At 46.4% G+C, this 19,441-nt stretch carries 15 protein-coding genes; 5 read left to right on the top strand and 10 right to left on the bottom strand.

What is annotated here, in order from left to right; translation table 11 throughout:
- Window positions 1-16: 16 nt before the first annotated feature.
- Complete coding sequence (gene murJ, locus Y697_RS04595; RefSeq protein WP_121550504.1) at window positions 17-1,513, bottom strand: murein biosynthesis integral membrane protein MurJ; 1,497 nt, start codon at window positions 1,511-1,513, stop codon at window positions 17-19.
- Between the two features lie 214 nt (window positions 1,514-1,727).
- On the opposite strand from murJ, the gene Y697_RS04590 reads away from it, so the two are divergent.
- Window positions 1,728-2,954 carry a hypothetical protein gene (locus tag Y697_RS04590; protein ID WP_183083708.1) on the top strand — a complete coding sequence of 409 codons (1,227 nt, stop codon included), beginning with the start codon at window positions 1,728-1,730 and terminating at the stop codon, window positions 2,952-2,954.
- On the opposite strand, the gene Y697_RS04585 is transcribed toward Y697_RS04590, so the two are convergent.
- On the bottom strand, window positions 2,951-3,268 hold the full coding sequence (locus tag Y697_RS04585) for an MGMT family protein (protein WP_121550503.1): 318 nt from the start codon (window positions 3,266-3,268) through the stop codon (window positions 2,951-2,953). The genes Y697_RS04590 and Y697_RS04585 overlap by 4 nt on opposite strands.
- A gap of 128 nt (window positions 3,269-3,396) precedes the next feature.
- On the opposite strand from Y697_RS04585, the gene Y697_RS04580 reads away from it, so the two are divergent.
- The 4 genes from Y697_RS04580 to uvrB all read left to right on the top strand — a co-directional run bounded on the left by Y697_RS04580 (window position 3,397) and on the right by uvrB (window position 10,198).
- Window positions 3,397-6,000: a valine--tRNA ligase gene (locus Y697_RS04580; protein WP_121550502.1), complete on the top strand. Its 2,604-nt coding sequence runs from the start codon at window positions 3,397-3,399 to the stop codon at window positions 5,998-6,000.
- Window positions 5,997-7,316 carry a folylpolyglutamate synthase/dihydrofolate synthase family protein gene (locus Y697_RS04575; RefSeq protein WP_121550501.1) on the top strand — a complete coding sequence of 440 codons (1,320 nt, stop codon included), beginning with the start codon at window positions 5,997-5,999 and terminating at the stop codon, window positions 7,314-7,316. Before Y697_RS04580 ends, Y697_RS04575 begins: the two co-directional genes overlap by 4 nt.
- The gene (ruvA, locus tag Y697_RS04570; protein ID WP_121550500.1) at window positions 7,300-7,893 is read left to right on the top strand and encodes a Holliday junction branch migration protein RuvA; all 594 of its coding nucleotides are present in this window, start codon (window positions 7,300-7,302) and stop codon (window positions 7,891-7,893) included. Before Y697_RS04575 ends, ruvA begins: the two co-directional genes overlap by 17 nt.
- Before the next feature lie 298 nt (window positions 7,894-8,191).
- Window positions 8,192-10,198: an excinuclease ABC subunit UvrB gene (gene uvrB / locus Y697_RS04560; RefSeq protein WP_121550498.1), complete on the top strand. Its 2,007-nt coding sequence runs from the start codon at window positions 8,192-8,194 to the stop codon at window positions 10,196-10,198.
- A gap of 11 nt (window positions 10,199-10,209) precedes the next feature.
- On the opposite strand, the gene pth is transcribed toward uvrB, so the two are convergent.
- The 8 genes from pth to Y697_RS04515 form a co-directional block, all read right to left on the bottom strand.
- Window positions 10,210-10,785 (bottom strand): aminoacyl-tRNA hydrolase, encoded by a 576-nt coding sequence (gene pth / locus Y697_RS04555; protein WP_121550497.1) that lies wholly within the window; start codon window positions 10,783-10,785, stop codon window positions 10,210-10,212.
- A 3-nt stretch (window positions 10,786-10,788) separates the two neighbouring features.
- Window positions 10,789-11,433 (bottom strand): 50S ribosomal protein L25, encoded by a 645-nt coding sequence (locus Y697_RS04550; protein ID WP_121550496.1) that lies wholly within the window; start codon window positions 11,431-11,433, stop codon window positions 10,789-10,791.
- A 13-nt stretch (window positions 11,434-11,446) separates the two neighbouring features.
- Complete coding sequence (locus Y697_RS04545; RefSeq protein ID WP_121550495.1) at window positions 11,447-12,394, bottom strand: ribose-phosphate pyrophosphokinase; 948 nt, start codon at window positions 12,392-12,394, stop codon at window positions 11,447-11,449.
- The gene (glmU, locus tag Y697_RS04540; RefSeq protein ID WP_121550494.1) at window positions 12,394-13,743 is read right to left on the bottom strand and encodes a bifunctional UDP-N-acetylglucosamine diphosphorylase/glucosamine-1-phosphate N-acetyltransferase GlmU; all 1,350 of its coding nucleotides are present in this window, start codon (window positions 13,741-13,743) and stop codon (window positions 12,394-12,396) included. The genes Y697_RS04545 and glmU overlap by 1 nt, the downstream gene beginning before the upstream one ends.
- 113 nt (window positions 13,744-13,856) lie before the next feature.
- Window positions 13,857-14,984, bottom strand: a complete 1,128-nt coding sequence (locus tag Y697_RS04535; RefSeq protein ID WP_121550493.1) for an aldo/keto reductase — start codon at window positions 14,982-14,984, stop codon at window positions 13,857-13,859.
- Window positions 14,985-15,076: 92 nt separating this feature from the next.
- Window positions 15,077-16,264 (bottom strand): DUF438 domain-containing protein, encoded by a 1,188-nt coding sequence (locus Y697_RS04530; RefSeq protein WP_121550492.1) that lies wholly within the window; start codon window positions 16,262-16,264, stop codon window positions 15,077-15,079.
- A gap of 820 nt (window positions 16,265-17,084) precedes the next feature.
- Complete coding sequence (locus Y697_RS04520; protein WP_121550490.1) at window positions 17,085-17,762, bottom strand: DUF6062 family protein; 678 nt, start codon at window positions 17,760-17,762, stop codon at window positions 17,085-17,087.
- 19 nt (window positions 17,763-17,781) lie between these two features.
- The gene (locus Y697_RS04515) at window positions 17,782-19,350 is read right to left on the bottom strand and encodes a hypothetical protein (RefSeq protein ID WP_121550489.1); all 1,569 of its coding nucleotides are present in this window, start codon (window positions 19,348-19,350) and stop codon (window positions 17,782-17,784) included.
- Window positions 19,351-19,441: the final 91 nt, after the last annotated feature.

The following is a 19,441-nucleotide window of genomic DNA, read 5'->3' as shown; positions in this document are numbered from 1 at the left end:
AAGACATTACTCGTGATCACTTTCTTTTGAAAAGCGACATGATCTTTGATGAGATTGCTCTAATCTCACTCTTTGCACTAATGAAGAACAAAGAGAAGAAAAGACCATTTCCCAGAAGGAGCCAGAGTGTCGTGCCTGTTTTGAACCTCAGAAGAAGAACGACAAGATAAACAGCAATCGAGAATCCAACAAGCTTGATTATTCGTTTGTAGGGCATGAAATTCAGGCCCTCTCTTCTAATGAGCAGAACATAGATGATTGTGGCATTTAGGACCACAATCGAAGTGCTTGCAGCGATACCTGCGTGACCGAAAGGTTCAAGCATAAGCCAGTCAAAAAAAGCATTCAAAAAGATTGAGAACACAGATACCATAGTAATCGCCTTCAATCTCTTTCTTGCCGTGAAATAGCTCGAGCAAGTATGGGAGATCGGGGAAAGCACTATTAGCGCTCCATAACCGATAAGAGCCATGCTCACAAGGCTTGTGGAATTCGAGTCAAACTCCCCTCGCTGGTAGATTATCCTCACAAGAGGCTCGGCCATCATGATAATCCAGGCCGCGAGAGGAAGAGATATATTCAGAGAAGTTGTAACGGTTTTCCTCAGTCGCTCTTTCACTCTGTCTTTGTCGTCTGCGACTATGAGCTCTGATAGTTCGGTGTATGCAGTCATTTGAAAGGCAGATATCGTGAAAGTGATCAATCCGAGAAGCGTGTGCGCATACTGTAAAGAAGCAACCCGGCCAGGCGGAAGGAGCGAAACGAAAGCCTTGTCCACCATGTTGTTTATCACACCCAGACTTCCGGAAAAAATTAGCGGAAGGCTAAGATACAGTGTTTCCACAATCGATGTTCCTCTACCAATCCTGAGAGTGAATAGCTCTCTTGATTGAAGCAGGTAAGCCAACACAGTAATCGCGTTTCCGAGTATCCAGGCCAGTATGTATGATGCTTCGGAAAGAAACGGGGCGGTGAAAAATATGACCGGAATCGCAATTACGTTGAAAAATAGCTGTGAAATACCGTATTGGATGAACCTTCTGTTCGATTTCAGAATCGCGCCCAGTATGCTCTCAATTCCGCCAATCAATGGGTAGATAGACAGATATCTCAGCTTTCTGGCTGCATAGGCCACCACTTCGTCGGAAAAGCCGGGAGCGAAAAGCTTTATAACCAGTTCAGGAATAAGAAGAAAGACAACTCCCATCGTCAGAAATACGAGTGAACCAGAAATGAGAACAGCTCCCGCATATCTTCTTGATCTTTCCGGGTCTTCCTTTCTGATTGAATGATATACCGGGACGAAAATGGCCGCAAGTGCTCCTGCAATTATCCCGGAAAGCGTTGTAGCCGGAGTCATAGCGACGAATACTGCATCTAGATTTGCAGACGTTCCAAACAATCCGGCGACGAGCATCTCTCTGAAAAAACCCATACCCTTCGACAAAATCGAAAAGGTAAGAATCGCTATAGTGCCTGCCGCGACCGAAGTTGACCTAGGAATCCTTTTCATCACGCCTCCTGTTCCTCACAGTATAATTTACCACACGTCCGATCTCTCTTTAGCCCCTACAATGGTAAACTAAATAATGGTGATGTCAATGCGGAGATCGATTTTCTTCTCTGTCACTTTGTGTATTCTGCTCTTTGCAGGATGCACCGGACCTTTTCATGCTGTACCGCTACGAGAAGCTCTCTCTCTGCTTCCAGGAGACAACTCTTTTCAGTTGGCCAAAGGCATAACAGCATATTTCAACAATGTCCAGAAAGAAAAAGTCGTCTCTTACGAATTGCAGTCAATTTCTGAAAGGACGACACTGATCTTTTTTCATGAAAGTGATCCGGAAGTTCCCGGGCCGCTTTTCGAGCTCTCCCACTCGGAGCTTGGAGTAGGTGAAGGTCAGCTCTTGATGGTTCAGCCGATTCTCAGCACCACTTCCTTTCTACCTGTGGAAACGGAGTTTCAGTCTCAGTGCAGCAGAGATTCCCTTTCCACGCTCGTCAGGTTTACCAGGCTTCCCTACTGCCTGTTGATTTCAAGAGCAGACGCTCTTTACTCTGCTGAACATCTTCCAGGAAAGTTTCTTCTTGAAGGCGACCTACTGTATCACATCGGCCCGAACTGGATACCCTCCCACTCCGCATTATATCTGGGGGTTGATCAAGAGACGGCCATGACGGACGGGAATCTCGGGTTCAACGACGGCGTTACTTTCGGAGAGTCGTATCCCTTTTTGACTCATGGATACAATTTAATCGAAGAGGGGGTATTCGTCTTCCCGAATACTCTTCAGAATGATACCTATGTAAGTCTCTTCAAGTACGATACTTACGAATCCCGATGGCTTAAATACTGGTCAACGAGCTTCTCAGGGTCACGAAGGTATGCAGGAGAAATCACTCCCCAAGAACGGCGAAGAATCTCGAGATTCATCTTTGAAGTGGCAGGAAAGGGTGCGCTCTGGTCGGTCGGATTTGCCTGGTCCGGTTACTGGGATCTTCCCTTCACCGAAAGAGATCTTTACTCCTGCGTGGGGATCGTCGAAAAAGCCTACGAAAGCGCAGGTAAAAACATTGTCCCATTCTGGGAGGACATGTTCTACCTGAATTCCTTCGAGCAATTCTCAAGGACGATTCCGGTTCCCGAGATTACTGCCGGAATTGGAGAGACGATTGAGTTCAGGGTAAACTCGCTTCTTGCAGAGTGGAACTACATCGGGTACGATAAATGGTCGTTGTCGGATCATGCATGGATTTGGAAGTCTACAAATGGAGTCGAACTAGAGACGACATCCGGTACTCTGACAAAGAAAGATGATCACTGCGTCTTCTGCTGGACGCCTGAAATGAAAGGAGACTATCCAGTCACGTTCAGATTCTTCGGGGAGTTTGAAAATCTAACCGTCGAAAAGACCCATACACTGACTATTCACGTCGTCGAGAAGACTTCCTAAATCGGTCCCTCCCAGCCAAAGACGGAAAGGTCCACTGAATCGCTTTCATCGAAGTCGATCCCCTCTCTTTCGAGGATTGCCTTCTGAAGGGAGTAGCCGTTCGGATCCCTTATGCTTATTCTTCCTCGTGCATTTATCACTCTCTGCCATGGAATAGTCTCATCTGATACTCCCGCCATGGCGTATCCAACCATCCTTGCAGAGCATCCACCCACCAGCGCGGCAATCTGGCCGTAGGTCGCAACTCTTCCCGATGGAATCCTTCTTACCATGTCGTAGATTCTTCTGTAGACCGAGACTCTCTCGTTTTCCATATACATCACCTCGATGATTTTACTATACGGAGAGCTAATCTACATATTAACGGCATCTCTCATTATGCGGTTTTACTTCGTGATATAATTCGATTTAAATGCAGAAGCCCCATAAGGAGGTAGTTCGAATGGAGGAGCTGAGCACCAGATACAATCCTTCTGACCTTGAGGAGAAGTGGTACTCTCGTTGGAAGGAAGGCGGCTATTTCGAACCAAGAGGAACGGGTGAACCATTTACGATAATGATTCCACCTCCAAATATCACAGCCCCCCTTCACATGGGACACGCCCTGAATCTCGTTATTCAGGACATTATAATCCGCTTCAAGAGAATGAAAGGATTCAAGGCGCTGTGGGTTCCCGGTGAGGATCACGCAGGTATCGCGACTCAGAACGCTGTCGAGAAGGACCTCGCCAAAAAGGGAACGAATCGCGAAGAACTGGGTAGAGAGAAGTTCCTCGAGGCTACCTGGAACTGGACTGCTGAATACAGACAGCGAATCCGCGAGCAGATAGAAGCAATGGGCTGCTCGGTTGACTGGTCCAGGGAGAGATTCACTATGGATGACGGGCTGAGCGAAGCCGTAAGAAAGTCCTTTGTCGATCTCTACAAGCAAGGGCTTATTTACCGTGGAAAATACATAGTGAACTGGTGTCCGAGATGTGCAACAGTTCTGTCCGACGAAGAAGTCGAGCATGAAGATGAAAAGGGAGCCTTCTATCATATAAAGTACCCTATAAAGGGTAGCGAAGAATACGTTGTAATCGCAACTACTCGGCCCGAGACAATGCTTGCGGATACGGCAGTCGCGGTCTACCCTTCCGACGAACGATATGAGGGTATTGCAGGCAAGACGGTTATTCTGCCGCTAATGAACAGAGAGATTCCGATAATTCAGGACAGGTATGTAGATCCATCCTTTGGAACCGGAGCCCTAAAGGTAACACCGGCTCACGATCCCAATGATTTTCAGATAGGCCTGCGACATGGTCTGGAAGTGATCGAGGTAATCGATAAAGATGCAAGGATTAACGAGAATGGCGGGAAGTATAGAGGCCTCGACAGATACGAAGCGAGGAAACAGGTCGTCAAAGATCTCGAGGAACAGGGCTTCCTGATAAAAGTCGAACCCATGGTGCATGCCGTCGGAAGATGCTATCGCTGCGAGACCATAGTTGAACCCTCGCTTTCCGATCAATGGTATGTCAAAGTTGGGCCGCTTGCAAAAAGGGCTATAGAGGCTGTCGAGCAAGGAGACGTAGTCTTCTTTCCCGAAACTTGGAAGAAGGTATATTTGAACTGGATGCACGAAATTCGCGACTGGTGTATCTCGCGCCAGTTGTGGTGGGGCCACAGGGTTCCCGTATGGTATTGTGATGATTGCAACGAGATAATAGTTGAAGAACATGATCCCGAATTCTGTCCCAGGTGCGGCTCCAGAAAGCTGAGACAGGATGAAGATGTTCTGGATACCTGGTTCTCTTCACAGCTGTGGCCATTTACCACTCTGGGCTGGCCAGAAAAGACATCCGATCTGAAAGCTTTTTATCCAACGAGTGTTCTGGTAACGGCCTTCGATATCATCTTCTTCTGGGTGGCAAGGATGATAATGGCCGGGTACCACTTCATGGGAGATAAGCCTTTTGATCATGTCTATATCACTCGTTTAATCAGAGACAAAAACGGAAGAAAGATGTCAAAGTCACTGGGAAACGGCATCGACCCACTTGATGTAATAGAGGAACACGGTACGGATGCCATGCGTTTCACACTTGCCATTCTTGCGGCCCAGAATCACGATATCAAACTCGATGTAAGATTCTTTGATACTTACAAGAAGTTCGCCAACAAGATCTGGAACGCCTCGAGGTTTGTCTTCCTTAACATGGAGGGTTTCGAAAAGATGGAGATCGATGAAACGAAGCTAGCTGTGGAGGACCGCTGGATAATGTCCCGATTGGCGAAATCTGTGACGGCAGTCGAAAGCTCAATCGACGTCTATGATTTCCCGACAGCCTCCAAGACGATCTATTCTTTCTTCTGGAATGAATTCTGTGATTGGTACATTGAAAGTATAAAACCGAGACTGAACAGAGGAGCCGAAGATCGAGCTGTAGCGCAGAATGTTCTCATTAAGATCCTAGACGCCTCTTTGAGAATGCTTCATCCCTTCATGCCGTACATAACCGAAGAAATCTGGCAGAGACTCCCTGGTTCCGAAGGCTTGCTGATCTCTTCTGAATGGCCGGAGTTCGATGAGTCGGATTTCGACGATGCTTCAGAAAACGAGTTTTCGAGGATCATGGAAATAGTGAGAGGAATCAGAAACGTTAAGGCGGAGATGAATATTCCTCCCTCCTCGAAGACCGATGTCTACTGTCTCGGAAGAGAGATTGATTCAGAAGTCCTGAAGCTTGTATCTCATCTATCGAATTCAAATGAGATTGGCCGGAGAGATGAAAAGACCTCGGGAAGCGTTTCAGCCTGGGCAGATAATGAAAATACGCTTTATGTAGTATTGGGTGAGATTGACACCGAGGCTGAAATCCAGAGATTACAGGGAAAACTCGAGAAGGAGAGAAACGATCTTACCCGAACCAAATCGAAGCTTGAAAACAAGAGCTTTGTCGACAATGCTCCTGAAGAAGTTGTCAATGAGAACAGAGAAAGACTTTCGATAAGTCAAGACAACATTCTCAGGATCGAGAAGATTATCGAAGACCTAAGATGAAAACATACTCAGAAGCTATCCATTATCTATACAATTCGAGACCTTATGGAAAGATCAAGTATGGTCTATACAGAATCAGAGAGCTTCTGGAACTTCTCGGGAATCCCCAAGAATCATATCCTATAGTGCATATAACTGGCACAAACGGAAAGGGAAGCGTTGCCGAAATTACGAGATCGATCCTAACGTCTCATGGTTTTAAGACCGGGCTGAATATCTCGCCTCACATAACGACTTTCAGAGAAAGGATCCAGGTCGACGGACGCGATATTTCCGAAGAAGATGTCTGTAAAACTCTTAGAAAACTCCAGCCCTTTCTCGCGAAGATGGACAGAAAGGGAGAGGAGTATGCCCCCAGTTTCTTTGAAGTAGTGACTGCAATGAGCTTCTTGCATTTTAAAGAACAGAAGTGCGACGCCGTAGTCCTCGAGGTCGGGCTTGGAGGTAGATTCGATGCAAGCAATGTTATTGCTTCCTCCCTTGTTTCGGTTATTACCAGCGTTGGATTGGATCACACTGCAATTCTCGGCGATTCCGAAGAAAAAATAGCAAGAGAGAAATCGGGAATCATCAAGGTCAATAGCCCGGTAGTATCTGGAATCACGAGACCGGCAATCAGGAGAATTGTTTCCGAAACGGCCGGAAGACTTGATGCTCCAACCTTCTTCTACCAGAGGGATTTCGACGCGTACGGAAGAGAGTACGCTATAAATAACAACACTTTCGACTATCGTGGAGACAAGACGATTCGAAATCTTCGGATCAGACTCAATGGAGAGCACCAGATTGCAAACGCGGCCATTGCAATAAAGACCACGGAAATTGGACTGGAAAAAATGGGCAATGAAGTGGATGAGAGGTGCTTGAGAGAAGCTTTGGTAAATGTCCGCTGGCCCGGGAGATTCGAGGTCTTCAGTATAAACTCGAAAACTGTTGTGCTTGACGGCGCCCATAATCCCGAGGCCGCTAAAGTTCTCAGAAAGACTGTGGAGAGGTATTTTCCCAAAGAAAAGGTTACGCTTCTTTTTGGAAGCCTGGACGATAAGGATTATGAGAGCAACATCAGAACGCTTTCGAAGATCACAGACAGAGTTGTCGTATGCAGAGTGCCAAATCACAGAAGCGTTCATCCCGAAAGAGTAGCCGATACGTGGAGAAAGTATTGTTCATTCGTGGATCTCGTCGAGTCTCACGAGGCAGCTTTTGAGACGGCTCTAAGTACTTCGGAAAAGATTCTCGTTTGTGGTTCTCTCTATCTCGTTAGCGAGATAAGAAACAGCCTGACTGGAGTGAAGGAAAGTGCTGGAAGGCATTGAGGGACGGGTAAAGGAGATAAGGGAATCTGAAGTCGTAGTGCAGGTGGGGGGTCTGTTTTTCAGACTTAACTGCACTCCGAATACTATCGGGAAGCTTACAGGAGAGAAGGAGTTCTACTTTCTAACATTCATGGCCTACTCACAGGACAGACCGCCAGAACTATATGGTTTCATCGACAATGAAGAGAAAGAGCTGTTCAACATCTTGCTGAAGGCCAGCAAAATAGGTCCGAAATCCGCCATGAAGATCTTGTCTTCCGCTTCTCCTTCGAGAATAAAACACATAATTTCCTCGAAAAACGTAGCCGAGCTATCTTCACTTCCGGGAATTGGGAAGAAGACCGCCGAGAGAATGATAGTTGAGATAGCCTCTTTAATAGAAACATCGGAAATAGAAAGTGGAGATGAAGTGCCAGCCGTACAGCGTTCCCAGGGTGAAGAGGCGATGGTCGCACTGACATCCCTCGGTTTCGATGAAAACCAGGCCAGGAAGGTCGTTGTCAAGATCTTGAAAGAGAACAAAGAGATTGATACCCAGGAGTTGCTCAAGAGGGCCCTCAAAGAAATAAGAAAGTAGGACGTGCAGCGAAACACTTGAGGAACCTTATGGCACTGCGTAAGAGAACCTGCTTTGGCGGCAGAGAGTCTTTATGGCAGAGCGATTCGAAGAGAAATAACGGTAAGTCTCTTCGAGCGAAGTATCTCATAAAATGTCCAGAAGTCCCTTCACCCATTGAAAGACGCTTTATTCTGAAGCGCCTGAGGGCCACCGGTAATTTCTTCTGAGCTGAAGAAATCGATTGTCTTCTCGATTGAAAACAACTGACTGCATGGTGTAAAATTGTTCACCATTACGATTGAAAGGAGTTGATCTGGTGCTCTTCGAACTTGATTCTTCGTACAAACCTCAGGGCGACCAACCGCAGGCTATCGAAAAACTGATCGAAGGACTCCAAAGCGGCGACAGATTTCAGACTCTCCTGGGAGTTACCGGCTCGGGAAAGACTTTCACGATGGCAAACCTAATAAGCTCCCTTCAACGACCGGCCATAGTCATTTCTCCAAACAAGACCCTCGTTGCTCAACTGTACAGAGAGTTCAAGACTTTCTTTCCGAAAAACAAAGTAGAACTTTTCATAAGCTATTACGACTATTACATGCCCGAATCGTACATACCATCCAAGGACCTCTTTATTGAAAAGGAAGCCGAGATAAACGAAACACTGGAAAGGATGAGAATCTCTACTCTGAAGTCCGTTCTGACCAGAAACGACACCGTCGTCCTTGCAAGCGTCTCCGCAATCTATGCGAGCGGTGATCCGAGAGACTTTGCAACGATGAATATCCATATCGAACGCGGAAATACATTTAACCGAAAGGAGCTCGCCCTTCGGCTGGCAAACATTCAATACAATCGTTCCGAAGACATCTACGTGGGAGGAGTATTTCACGTTAAAGGAGAGATCTTTGAAATCTTCCCCCCATACGAGGATTTTGGAATAAGGCTCTACTTCTTTGATGATGAGATAGAAAGGATTGTCACCTTCGATCCAATCAACAGAAAGACGATAGAAGAGCTCGATATGGTGACTATATATCCTGCAAAGGAATTCGTTACAACTCAGGAAAAGATTTCCGGAGCTATGAGGAATATAGAGAGCGAACTTGAAGAGAGGATCAAGCAGCTTGAAAGAGAGGGGAAATATCTCGAAGCTCAGAGATTGAAGCAGCGTACGACATACGATATGGAGATGCTTTCGAGCGTTGGTTACTGCTCGGGAATCGAGAACTACTCGAGGTTTTTCGATGGTCGAATGCCAGGAGAGAGACCGTACACCCTGCTCGATTACTTTGATAGAGAAAAGTTCATTACATTCATTGACGAGTCTCATATCGGAGTCCCTCAACTGGGGGCCATGTACAGGGGAGACTACTCGAGAAAGAAGAACCTCGTTGACTACGGCTTCAGGCTGCCCGCTGCCTTTGACAATCGTCCTTTAAGATTTGAAGAGTTTCTCAGCACCGTAGGTCAGATAATATTCGTCTCTGCAACTCCTGGAAACTTTGAGGTCGAACATTCTTCGAGAGTAATCGACCAGGTTATAAGGCCGACGGGTCTCATTGACCCCGAAGTTATAGTTCATCCAACCGAGAGTCAGGTCGACGACTTCATAGAAAGGATGAGAACAGTCAAGAAGAGAAATGAACGAGCATTGGTCACTGTCTTGACGAAAAAGGCGGCAGAAATGCTTTCGGACTATTTGAACGAAATCGGGATTAAGGCGGAGTATCTTCATTCCGAGCTCGATGCAATCGAGAGAGTCGAGGTATTGAGGAAACTTAGAGACGGAACTGTGGAGGTTGTGGTAGGGGTGAACCTTTTGAGAGAAGGGCTGGATCTTCCCGAAGTCTCTCTGGTTGCGATAATGGATGCCGACAAAGAGGGTTTTCTACGCTCGGAGACTACTCTGGTTCAAACAATTGGAAGGGCGGCCAGAAACATCAACGGTCAGGTAATTCTGTACGGCGATACTGTAACCGGCTCTATGAAGAGGGCAATAGATGAGACCAACAGAAGAAGACTAAAGCAACTAATCTACAACAAAGAGCATAATATCACTCCCGAAACAATAGTGAAGCCGCTATACAGAAATATCTTCGAAGAGTTTGCCGGAGAAGATCTCAATAAAGAGCGGGAAGATAAGGCTAGAGCAACTTACCTGGAGGGTGTCCTTGCACTTAAGGAGTCTCTCGATTACGACGATTACGTTGCACTTCTCAACGAAGAGATGATAAGAGCCGCAGGGGAGCTCAGGTTTGAAGACGCGGCTATCCTGAGAGATGAGATGCACAGCCTAAAAAAGAAGAGACAAAACATATAGAAGTCTCTAAATCAGGAATCAATCGTTTCGATACCGTTGTAGATCGACATTACTTTTCTGATATCACCGATAACCAGCTCCTTTGCGGCGGTTACCGAGAGATCAATTGCCCTGCTTACCCTTTCGTATTCATCGTTGCTGAATTTGCCGAGTACGTAGTCTACCATATCTCCGTATTCAGGCAGTGGTCCCACTCCAATTCTTATTCGGGGAAAGTCTTTTGTGCCGATCTCCGAAATCACCGACTTCAACCCATTGTGTCCACCGTCTGAACCACTTTCTCTGATTCGTATTCTTCCAAGGGGTATCCATACGTCGTCATAAACGAGTACGAGAGTGTCGCCATCGGAAAAGTTGAGATCCTTCAGCATCATCCTTACGGCAACGCCGCTGAGGTTCATGAAAGTGAGAGGCTTCGCCACATAGAGTTTCTCTTCACCCTCAAGAAGATAGGCTTCGTAGATCCTCTTCTGAATGGTTTTTCTGAGGCCTAGCTTGATCATCTCGTCTACGAAGAGAAAACCCACGTTATGTCTCGTAAGCGCATAACGTGGGCCAGGATTTCCCAGTCCAACAAAAAGGAACACTCTCTATTCCTCTTCTTCCTCTTCTTTCTTTCCCTTGTTTATTACTTCAGGCTCGACATCTTCTTCAAGCTCTTCAACCTCTTCCTCTTCAACTTCCTTAGCTGCTCTTGGAAGAGCAATGAGCATGATCGCATCTTCATCGTCAAGCAATGGTTTTATACCTTCGGGAATCTCCAGATCTCCAACCCTGAGAACGTGACCAACATCAAAGGAACTTACATCCACAACTATCTCTTCCACAATATCCTTTGGAAGAACGGAGACAGGAAGTTCATTGATAATATGATCGACGATTCCTCCCTTTTCAACTCCGATTGGCGTGCCCTTCAACTTGATTGGAATATGAAGCTCCATTTTGTGACCACTGGAAGGAATGAAAAAGTCGAGATGCATAACCGAGTCGGTAACCTTGTCTCTCTGAACTCCCTTGAGAAAGGCGCGGTACTCCTTGCCATCAAGAGAGAGAACTATTGAAGTCGTCTCTGCAACCCTGTTCATAATTCTCAAGACCTCGACCTTATCCAGACTTATGGAAATCGTTTCCATTTCTGGTCCGTAAACCACTGCAGGGATCCTGCCTTGATTTACCAGGATTTTCGCTTTCGTTTCACCGTTGCGCGGTTCAGCAACGAGATTTATTTCGTGCATTTGTTTCCCTCCTCTATCTGAACAAAATACTCACCGAAAGATTTTTCCTGACACGGGTTAATGCTTCCGCCAATAACGGAGCAATAGACAACACCATTATGTTGTCAGGAAGATCTTCATGATATATCGTGTCAGTAATGAAGACCTTCTCAATCTCCGACTCCGCAATTATCTTTGTCGCCTCGCCGGAGAGGACGCCATGGGTGGCACAGGCATAGATCTTCTTCGCACCGTTGGATTTTAGCATCTTTGCTGCCTCAACCAGTGAACGGCCGGTGTCAATTATATCATCAAAGATTATTGCTGTCTTTCCCTCGACATCGCCTATTATGTGTACCATTTCGGCAACGTTGTCCTTTGGTCTTCTCTTGTCTAGAATAGCAAGAGGAACACCGAGTTTCGCCGCAAACTTGCTCGCCCGCTTCACTCCTCCGATGTCAGGAGAAATGACCGCCATTTTTTCTCTGTCGAACCGTCCCTGGTTGAAGAACCTGAAAAAGGCGGGGAAAGACCACAGATTATCGACGGGGATATCGAAGAACCCCTGTATTTGCTCGGCATGCAAATCTATGGTGATTAGTCTGCTCGCTCCTGAAGTCGTGAGAAGATTCGCCACCAGTTTTGCAGTAATTGGATCGCGGCCTCTTGCCTTTCGATCCTGACGTGCGTAACCATAGTATGGGATTACGGCGGCAATTGAATGGGCTGAAGCTCTTCTAAAGGCATCGATCATTATGAGTAGCTCCATGAGGTTCTCGTTGGCCGGGCTACATGTGGACTGAATTATAAAGATATCGTGGCCCCTGACCGTCTCGTCAATCTTCAAATTTATCTCGCCGTCGGAAAACCTCTTTGTTCTGCAATCTCCAAGCCTAATTCCAAGATGTTGCGAGATCTTCTCTGCCAAAGGTAGGCTCGCAGAACCAGCGAATACTTTCATCTCGTTTGTCTGGTAAGGCATCAGCTTTTCTCCTCCTGCCCATTATTATTTGAGAATCTTCCTTCTTTTACGACTTGCCTCGCTCTACCAAACGCAAGTGAGTTGGGCGGGACATCTTCGGTAATCGCAGAACCGGCTGCTATCACAGAGTTCTCACCGATCTTCACCGGGGCAACTAAAGCTGTGTTACTGCCGATAAACGCTCTATCACTGATCTCGGTCTTGTGTTTGTTCTTTCCGTCGTAATTGCAGGTTATTGTACCCGCTCCAATGTTCACATCTTCCCCAACATTCGTGTCACCCAGATAGGTCAAATGCTGCGCCTTTGATCTTCTTCCAAGGACGGTCTTCTTCAATTCCACAAAGTTGCCGACGTGAGCATCGTTCATAACTACCGCACCGGGTCTGAGTCTGGAAAGCGGGCCGACTCTTGCTCCTGAACGTACATCCGCCGAGGAAACCTCGGATCTTACGATTTCCACATTGTCTTCTATTTTCGAGTTCTCGATTCTCGTCATCGGACCAATCAGACAACCTTCGCCAATGGTGGTCCTTCCTGTAATGAAAACCATAGGTTCAATTACGGTGTCAATACCGATCTGAACTTCAGGTCCAATGTAACAGGTGGTAGGATTAACCAGAGTTACACCGTTCTTCATGAGCTCCTCATTTATCCTTCTCTGAGCTATCGAATTTATTTCGGCCAGTTGAATCCTGTCATTCACGCCAAGGACTTCCCTTGCATCTTCGACAATGATCGTATCGGCTTTCTCTGCCATAGCTACGGTGTCTGTCAGGTAGTACTCCTTCTGATCATTGTTGTTCGACAGTCTGCTGATTGCCGACCTTAGGAAGCTTCCTCTGAAAGCGTAAATTGCGGAGTTGACTTCGTTGATCTTTCTCGTCTCTGGATCTGCATCTCTGTGTTCTACAATCTTCACCCTGTTTCCATCTTTGACGACCCTTCCGTATCCTGTCGGATCGGATGGTTTCATAGTCAAGAAGACGACATCAAGATCTTTTTCACCCCTAGCAAAGACAAGTTCTTTAAGTGTCGAGGGCCGTACCAAAGGTTCGTCTCCAGCAATAACGACTATCTCTTCGTCGTCCAGATAATCGACGGCGGTCATAACCGCGTGGCCCGTTCCAAGCTGGGGATTCTGCCTCACTGAGATGATGTCGTCATCGAGAATATCTTCGACCATCGAGGCTTCGTATCCGGTTACAACGACTATTCTGTCGGCACCGGCCTTTCTAAGAGCCGATACAACCCAATTGACCATAGGCACGTCGAGAATTCTATGTATGACTTTAGGATACTTCGATTTCATCCTAGTGCCCTGACCAGCGGCAAGAACTATTCCGGTCATCTATATTACCCCCTTAGAGGTTAGTGACGTTCCCAATTACGGCACAATTATATAGCACTATCAGAGAAAAAGGCAGCGCAGCCGCGAAAGACATTCTCTCCGTCAAGACTCTCTTATTCGAAGAGGGCGGAGACTTCTTTGAGATTCTTGATTATCTCTATATTCTGTGGACAGAGCTCTTCGCACCGCCCGCACTCAACACAGCGGGACGCTCTGTTCTCCTCCTTGACAAATCTCAAGTAGACCTTCTTCTGATCCTCGATGTTGTCAAACATGAAGGCGTCGTTAAAAAAGTCGAAGGAGGTGGGAATCGCTACGCCACTCGGGCATGGCATGCAATAACTGCAGCCCGTGCAGTTTACCTTTATTCTCCTTATGTACTCCGCTTTAACCCTTTCAACCGTTGCCAGTTCAGAAGGAGTCAAGGAATCTGGAGCAGCTTCTCTGGCCGTTTCAATGTTTTCTCTCACCTGATCCATAGTCGACATCCCACTCAGAACAACACCCACTCTTGGATCATTCCATACCCATCTAAGCGCCCAGGCTGCAGGGGTTCTCTGAATTTCGGCGGACTGCCAGATTTGGCGAATATCCTTTCGAACATTGTTGGCCAGTTTTCCTCCCCGTAGGGGTTCCATAACCGCTATCCCGATTCCCCTATCTGACGCGTATCCCAAACCCTCAACGCCGGCTTGATTCTCTGTATCGAGGAAATTATATTGTATCTGGCAGAACTCCCAATCGTAAGAATCAATTATCTCTTTGAAGACATCAAGAGTATCGTGAAAGGAGAAACCGATGTGTCGGATCCGGCCACTTGAGAGAGCAGAATCCATGAAGTCGAAGATATCGTGTTCCTTTAGATTCTTCCAGAATCTTCGGTTCAGAGAATGGATCAGATAGAAGTCGATCACGTCGGTTCTCAATCTCTTCAGCTGCTCATTCAGATAATAATCCATATCTTCGCGACTCTTGATTAGCCAGCTAGGAAGCTTAGTAGCAAGTTTTACTTTATCTCTATAGCCTTCCTGAAGAGCAAGACCAACGAATGGTTCGCTCTGGCCATTATGGTATCCCCAAGCAGTGTCTACGTAATCGACGCCATTATCCACTGCAAATCTCAGCATCTTCTTAGCTTCGTCAACATCTATTGACTGATCGTCGAGTGTGGGCAGCCTCATGCAACCAAAACCCAGTGCAGATACTTTCTCTTTGGTCTTTCCCATGTCTCTGCGAATCATCGCGATACCTCCGAAAGGTTATTTGAAGACTAAAGTGAGTACACTCTATTCTACAATATCTGCTCCTGGTTTTGAATTTGACAGGTCTCTCGCTAGTCCAGAGGGTCGTAAATCCTCTTTTCTCCCTCCAGAGCCCTGATCTTCGAAATCTCTTGAGTGACCTCTAGCGTACCGGCGTACTTTCCTTCTTCATCTCTGAGAGCGAAATACCTTATGTGAACCATCTTCGGCCCCAAACTGAGCCAGAATTCTGCAACGTCTCTCTTTGCTTCCTTGAAGTCGGAGAGAATCTTTTCAACTACGTGAGCGCTCTTCTGAGGATGACAGTTCTGCACTTTCCTGCCGATTATGGCTCTCGTTCTGACGAAGGCTCTTTCCTTTCCCTCGCTGAAATAACGGACGACGTCGTTTTCATCAACGAAGGTGATGTCGAAAGGCAGGTTGTTCATAAGTAGCTTAAGCTGTTCTAGTTTGAGGAAACCGCTTCCGAGATTCAAAACGTCTCTTGAAGTCTCGGCTTCAGGTTCACTTGCCGAAGAAGAGAAGGGCATCGGTTCAAACGCGAAATATCCGATTTCGTCGAACTGCGTTCTTATTTCCTCCCACTCCTCATGTGAAAGCAGTTTAAGTGATGAAGGGAACAGGATCTTGTGCTCCTTGTAGATGTGATTTGAGAAGATCTCGCCTATCGCTATTGCAAGCTCGTTTATTCTCTTGAAATCGCCTCCAACACTCGTAGACTCCTTCTTAAGAGCCTTTCTCAACTCTCTTACGTCGTCGTGTTCCTTCCACATTATCGCAGGAGGCTGAACCAGACCATGTCTCTCGAGGTAAGGAAAGAGCACGTTTTCCTCTTTCGAGAAATACAGATCTACAAGATCCAGGTAATCCAGGAGAGAGGAAAGCCGTTCAGCGGCTTCTTCAATGTCGCTATTGCTGCCGATCCTTCCGGCCAGATCCCTCAATTTCTTGGATTTGTTCAGCATGTCTCGATGCTCTTCAATCAGTATATGTAAGGGATGCCAGGGTTCAACGTTAATATCGTCCTCGTCCAACGCTTCCTTGAATACGTCTAGATGGATATTACACATGAGCTGTATGCTCTCTGCCGGCATGCCTTCTTCCACAAGCTTCTGCTCAACCTGAGCGATCTCTACCGGTGTAAGCTCTCTTACCACCTTCATGAAATCTTCCCTTATGCTCTCGATGCTATCGGGTTCTTCGTGAAGCCTCTTTATTAACCGTTTCAAGAACTCTTCTTTATTGAATAGCTCACTCATTTCTTCACCTCCATATCTTCTAAATGAATCGTATCTCTTCGTCAGAATTCCTTCAGTAACAAATGTTACGCGGTGCCATTTTCCAGCGTATCGTGAAGAGCGGAAAGGTTGAAAAACTCAAGAGAGAAGAACCTTACTGGAAAGAGATGAGTTAACACACTCCTTAATGCGTACCGACAGTCTTTTTTTAATACAATACCTGGAAATACTGAAAATTGTAAAGACATATATTGAATTTGTGACTTGACATCTTGAATATTATTTAGTATATTATAAATATAAACAAGTTGATGTTTGAAAAGGCGGGTTTATTCGTTGAATACTAAAGAAAACATTGAAAAGAAAGCTGAAAAAAGAAAGTTGTTTGAAGAGAGTTGCACAAGATTGTACAGAGTAACACTGGGTTTGTAGATAAAACTCGAGAACAGAAGTTTCGACCTTTGCCGCAGCTCTAGTCATATGAGCCGTGTCATGTACGAAACCCCTGAAAAGAATTAGTCTCAGAAGCAACTGAAGCACTGTTTTCTTGAAGGCTCTCAGAAAGTGAAGAAATGCACCTGGTTGCATAGAAGTCACCCCGGAAGCTTCCAATGGAAGCACTTTCCTGCGACGGCCCCGAAAGGGGCCTTCTTTATACCTTGTCTCCAGAATTACAAAACTTGTATTGAGCGCAGTCCGAGGACGATATAAGAGAATAGGAACTTCAATCTTATCTGAGTTCTTGCTCTCCCGAATCAAATTATCTAACTAGTGCTCGAGCGAACCTTCGGAAGAGACTTCCATTCTGTGAGATCTGTCTCTGCATATGATGTACGTAATCTCATCCCACGTCATTTCCAGATTCTCTCTCACCGATTACTCTTGAGGCTCTCAGCCAGGCAGTTCTTTCTTCGCCAATCGGAACCTTATTACGATAGTCGTGCTTTGAAACGAACTCCTCTATTTCCTCCGTCAGTTGTCCATATTTCCTTTTCTGAATGACAGTTAACCATTCTTGCGTTGATTGGCCAACCTTTTTCAGAAGATATCTTGAATGATTGATACAGAAGATCGACCCCGATTCTTCATACTTCTTCCTTACTTCAAGGCTCTGGAGAAATCTGCTGAAGGCCGATAGATAGATCCTTTCGGTCTGATTGGCAATCGAACAGAGAACGCAGCTTCCAGCTCCCTGCTTCGCTTTCGTCCGAAAGATTGGTTCCTTTCTGACTCTCAGCCAGGCAAGCTGCTCGATTAAGAGCTCTCGAAAGACTATCGATACGGCCAGTGATCCGACATCTGATTTCTCTCTGGCAAGTTCAGTTATTCTTCTCAAATGGTCTGCGCAGAACCCATCTCTTTTCATCTCGAGACGTGCGTTCTCGTTGTGAAGAAGATTCGAGAAGGCGCCTATCACCCATCCATCTACGGATTTCTCCATAGAGCGGCAAACAGGACAATCATTACCCTCTTTGAGAAGCGCAATTACTTCGCTCTCAACAATGTTTTCGGCTTTCAATCAATCACCCATTCGGCGCTTATCTTCCAAGCCTTAGCAACCATGCGTCGGAGGGCCCCTGTATCTTACGTTTGATGTCGCGATCTGAGGAAGCTGTCGTTCCTATAACAATCAGCTCGCGCTTCTCGGTTTCTCTAACTCTTGCCGCCGTCTCATTTTTCGATCCGCCAAGAGTCGATTCCCACTCAAGGTAACCGTCAGGCCCCAGCTTCACAATCCAGAGATCTCGCATACCTCTGTTCTCATGAGAGATGTCTCCGTCTGAAGACTCTGTGTAACCACAGACTGCGTATCCTCCATCTGCGGTCTCAATGATATCGAATCCTTCATCATCCTCGCTCCCGCCATATGTTCTGCTCCATTCGAGTCCACCATCAAATGAAAATTTGAGTACCCAAAGATCTTTGCCTCCCTTGTTTTCATTGACGTCGCCTCCAGTGGATTCTGTGAAGCCAGCCGCTATGTACCCGTCACTCACTTCTTTTGCTACGTTCGCTCTTTCATTATTCTGACCGCCAAGAAGATCTTGCCAGAGTATGTTCAGTTGCGGATCGAGTTTCATTATCCACAGATCCTCTCCCGTCGACCTGCCGAGGGTGTTCAGGTCACCGTCAGACGACTTCGAATACCCACAGACTATATAACCACCCTCTTTGGTCTGCATTCCGTAAAGCAATTCATCGTCTTCAGACCCACCGTAAGCTCTTATAAGCCCGGTAATCAGAGTACCATTGGAACTCATTATCGCCGTCCAGCCGTCTTTCGATCCATGGTAACCGCTGTCAACGAAATTGGAATCCGAAGAAGTCGTCATTCCCGTCAAGACAAGTTTCTCGCCAACAGTCGTATTCACTGAAAATACCTTATCGTCTCCACTGCCTCCTAAATAAGTCTGCCATTTGAGCGAGCCGTCGTTGCTGGTCATGACTACATATCCATCCGTGCCGCCGTGATACGGATAACCGCCTCCAGAATAGACTATATCTCCGGAAACTGTCCAGCCGACGGAGACGTAACCGCCCGTTATGCTCACAGTATCGAGAAGATTCTCGTCTTTGCTGCCTCCAAAGGACAGCTGGGGTTCAACAGTATAGTTGCCAGACGCATACTGAAGGTAAGGCGCCCAGAAATCGCTGCCCCCCTTGTTTTCAAGAATTAGGGAGCTATCTGTTGAGCTTGAAGTAATTCCAATGACTATCTCGGAAGAGCTTTCTACTACCAGTCCTTTTCCAAGCTCTTCTCCCGAACCACCATAAGTCATTTCATTAACAAGTCTGGGTCTGTATATTGCCTTGATTGTAGTATTGTCTTCAATCGTAACGGCGATTTCAGCAGTCTCTCTCAATTCATTGTTTACCAGCCAGCCCTCAAAATCATAGCCGGGAACTAGCGGAGCCTTGACATTCACAGTTTGTCCCTTTCTGACTGAGAAACTGTAAGGAAGGTCTCTCTCTCTGGTCCCCACTTCAATCTTCTCGATCAGAGGAGTACAGGTCACCGTGACTGAGAACCGCCGGAAAATGCACCCGGAAAGGGCAAGCACAAGGACCAAAGACGTGACAAGGATCAGCATCCATCTCTTTTGCATTAGATCACCCCCGAAAATTATTCCTTCATACTAAGTATTGTATAACGGATGCACAAAATATTACAAAAGCTGCCGCTTACAAATAATGGCT

The sequence above is a fragment of the Mesotoga sp. BH458_6_3_2_1 genome (genome assembly GCF_003664995.1).
Lineage (GTDB): Bacteria > Thermotogota > Thermotogae > Petrotogales > Kosmotogaceae > Mesotoga.
This window is presented reverse-complemented; position numbering and strand designations above follow the sequence as displayed.

Coding starts and splice junctions, on each gene's coding strand:
- murJ (WP_121550504.1), bottom strand. CDS start 1,513: ATGAAAAGGATTCCTAGGTCAACTTCGGTCGCGGCAGGCACTATAGCG.
- Y697_RS04585 (WP_121550503.1), bottom strand. CDS start 3,268: ATGGAAAACGAGAGAGTCTCGGTCTACAGAAGAATCTACGACATGGTA.
- Y697_RS04580 (WP_121550502.1), top strand. CDS start 3,397: ATGGAGGAGCTGAGCACCAGATACAATCCTTCTGACCTTGAGGAGAAG.
- Y697_RS04535 (WP_121550493.1), bottom strand. CDS start 14,984: ATGATTCGCAGAGACATGGGAAAGACCAAAGAGAAAGTATCTGCACTG.
- Y697_RS04550 (WP_121550496.1), bottom strand. CDS start 11,433: ATGCACGAAATAAATCTCGTTGCTGAACCGCGCAACGGTGAAACGAAA.
- Y697_RS04515 (WP_121550489.1), bottom strand. CDS start 19,350: ATGCAAAAGAGATGGATGCTGATCCTTGTCACGTCTTTGGTCCTTGTG.
- Y697_RS04545 (WP_121550495.1), bottom strand. CDS start 12,394: ATGCCTTACCAGACAAACGAGATGAAAGTATTCGCTGGTTCTGCGAGC.
- Y697_RS04530 (WP_121550492.1), bottom strand. CDS start 16,264: ATGAGTGAGCTATTCAATAAAGAAGAGTTCTTGAAACGGTTAATAAAG.
- Y697_RS04575 (WP_121550501.1), top strand. CDS start 5,997: ATGAAAACATACTCAGAAGCTATCCATTATCTATACAATTCGAGACCT.
- glmU (WP_121550494.1), bottom strand. CDS start 13,743: ATGACCGGAATAGTTCTTGCCGCTGGTCAGGGCACTAGGATGAAATCG.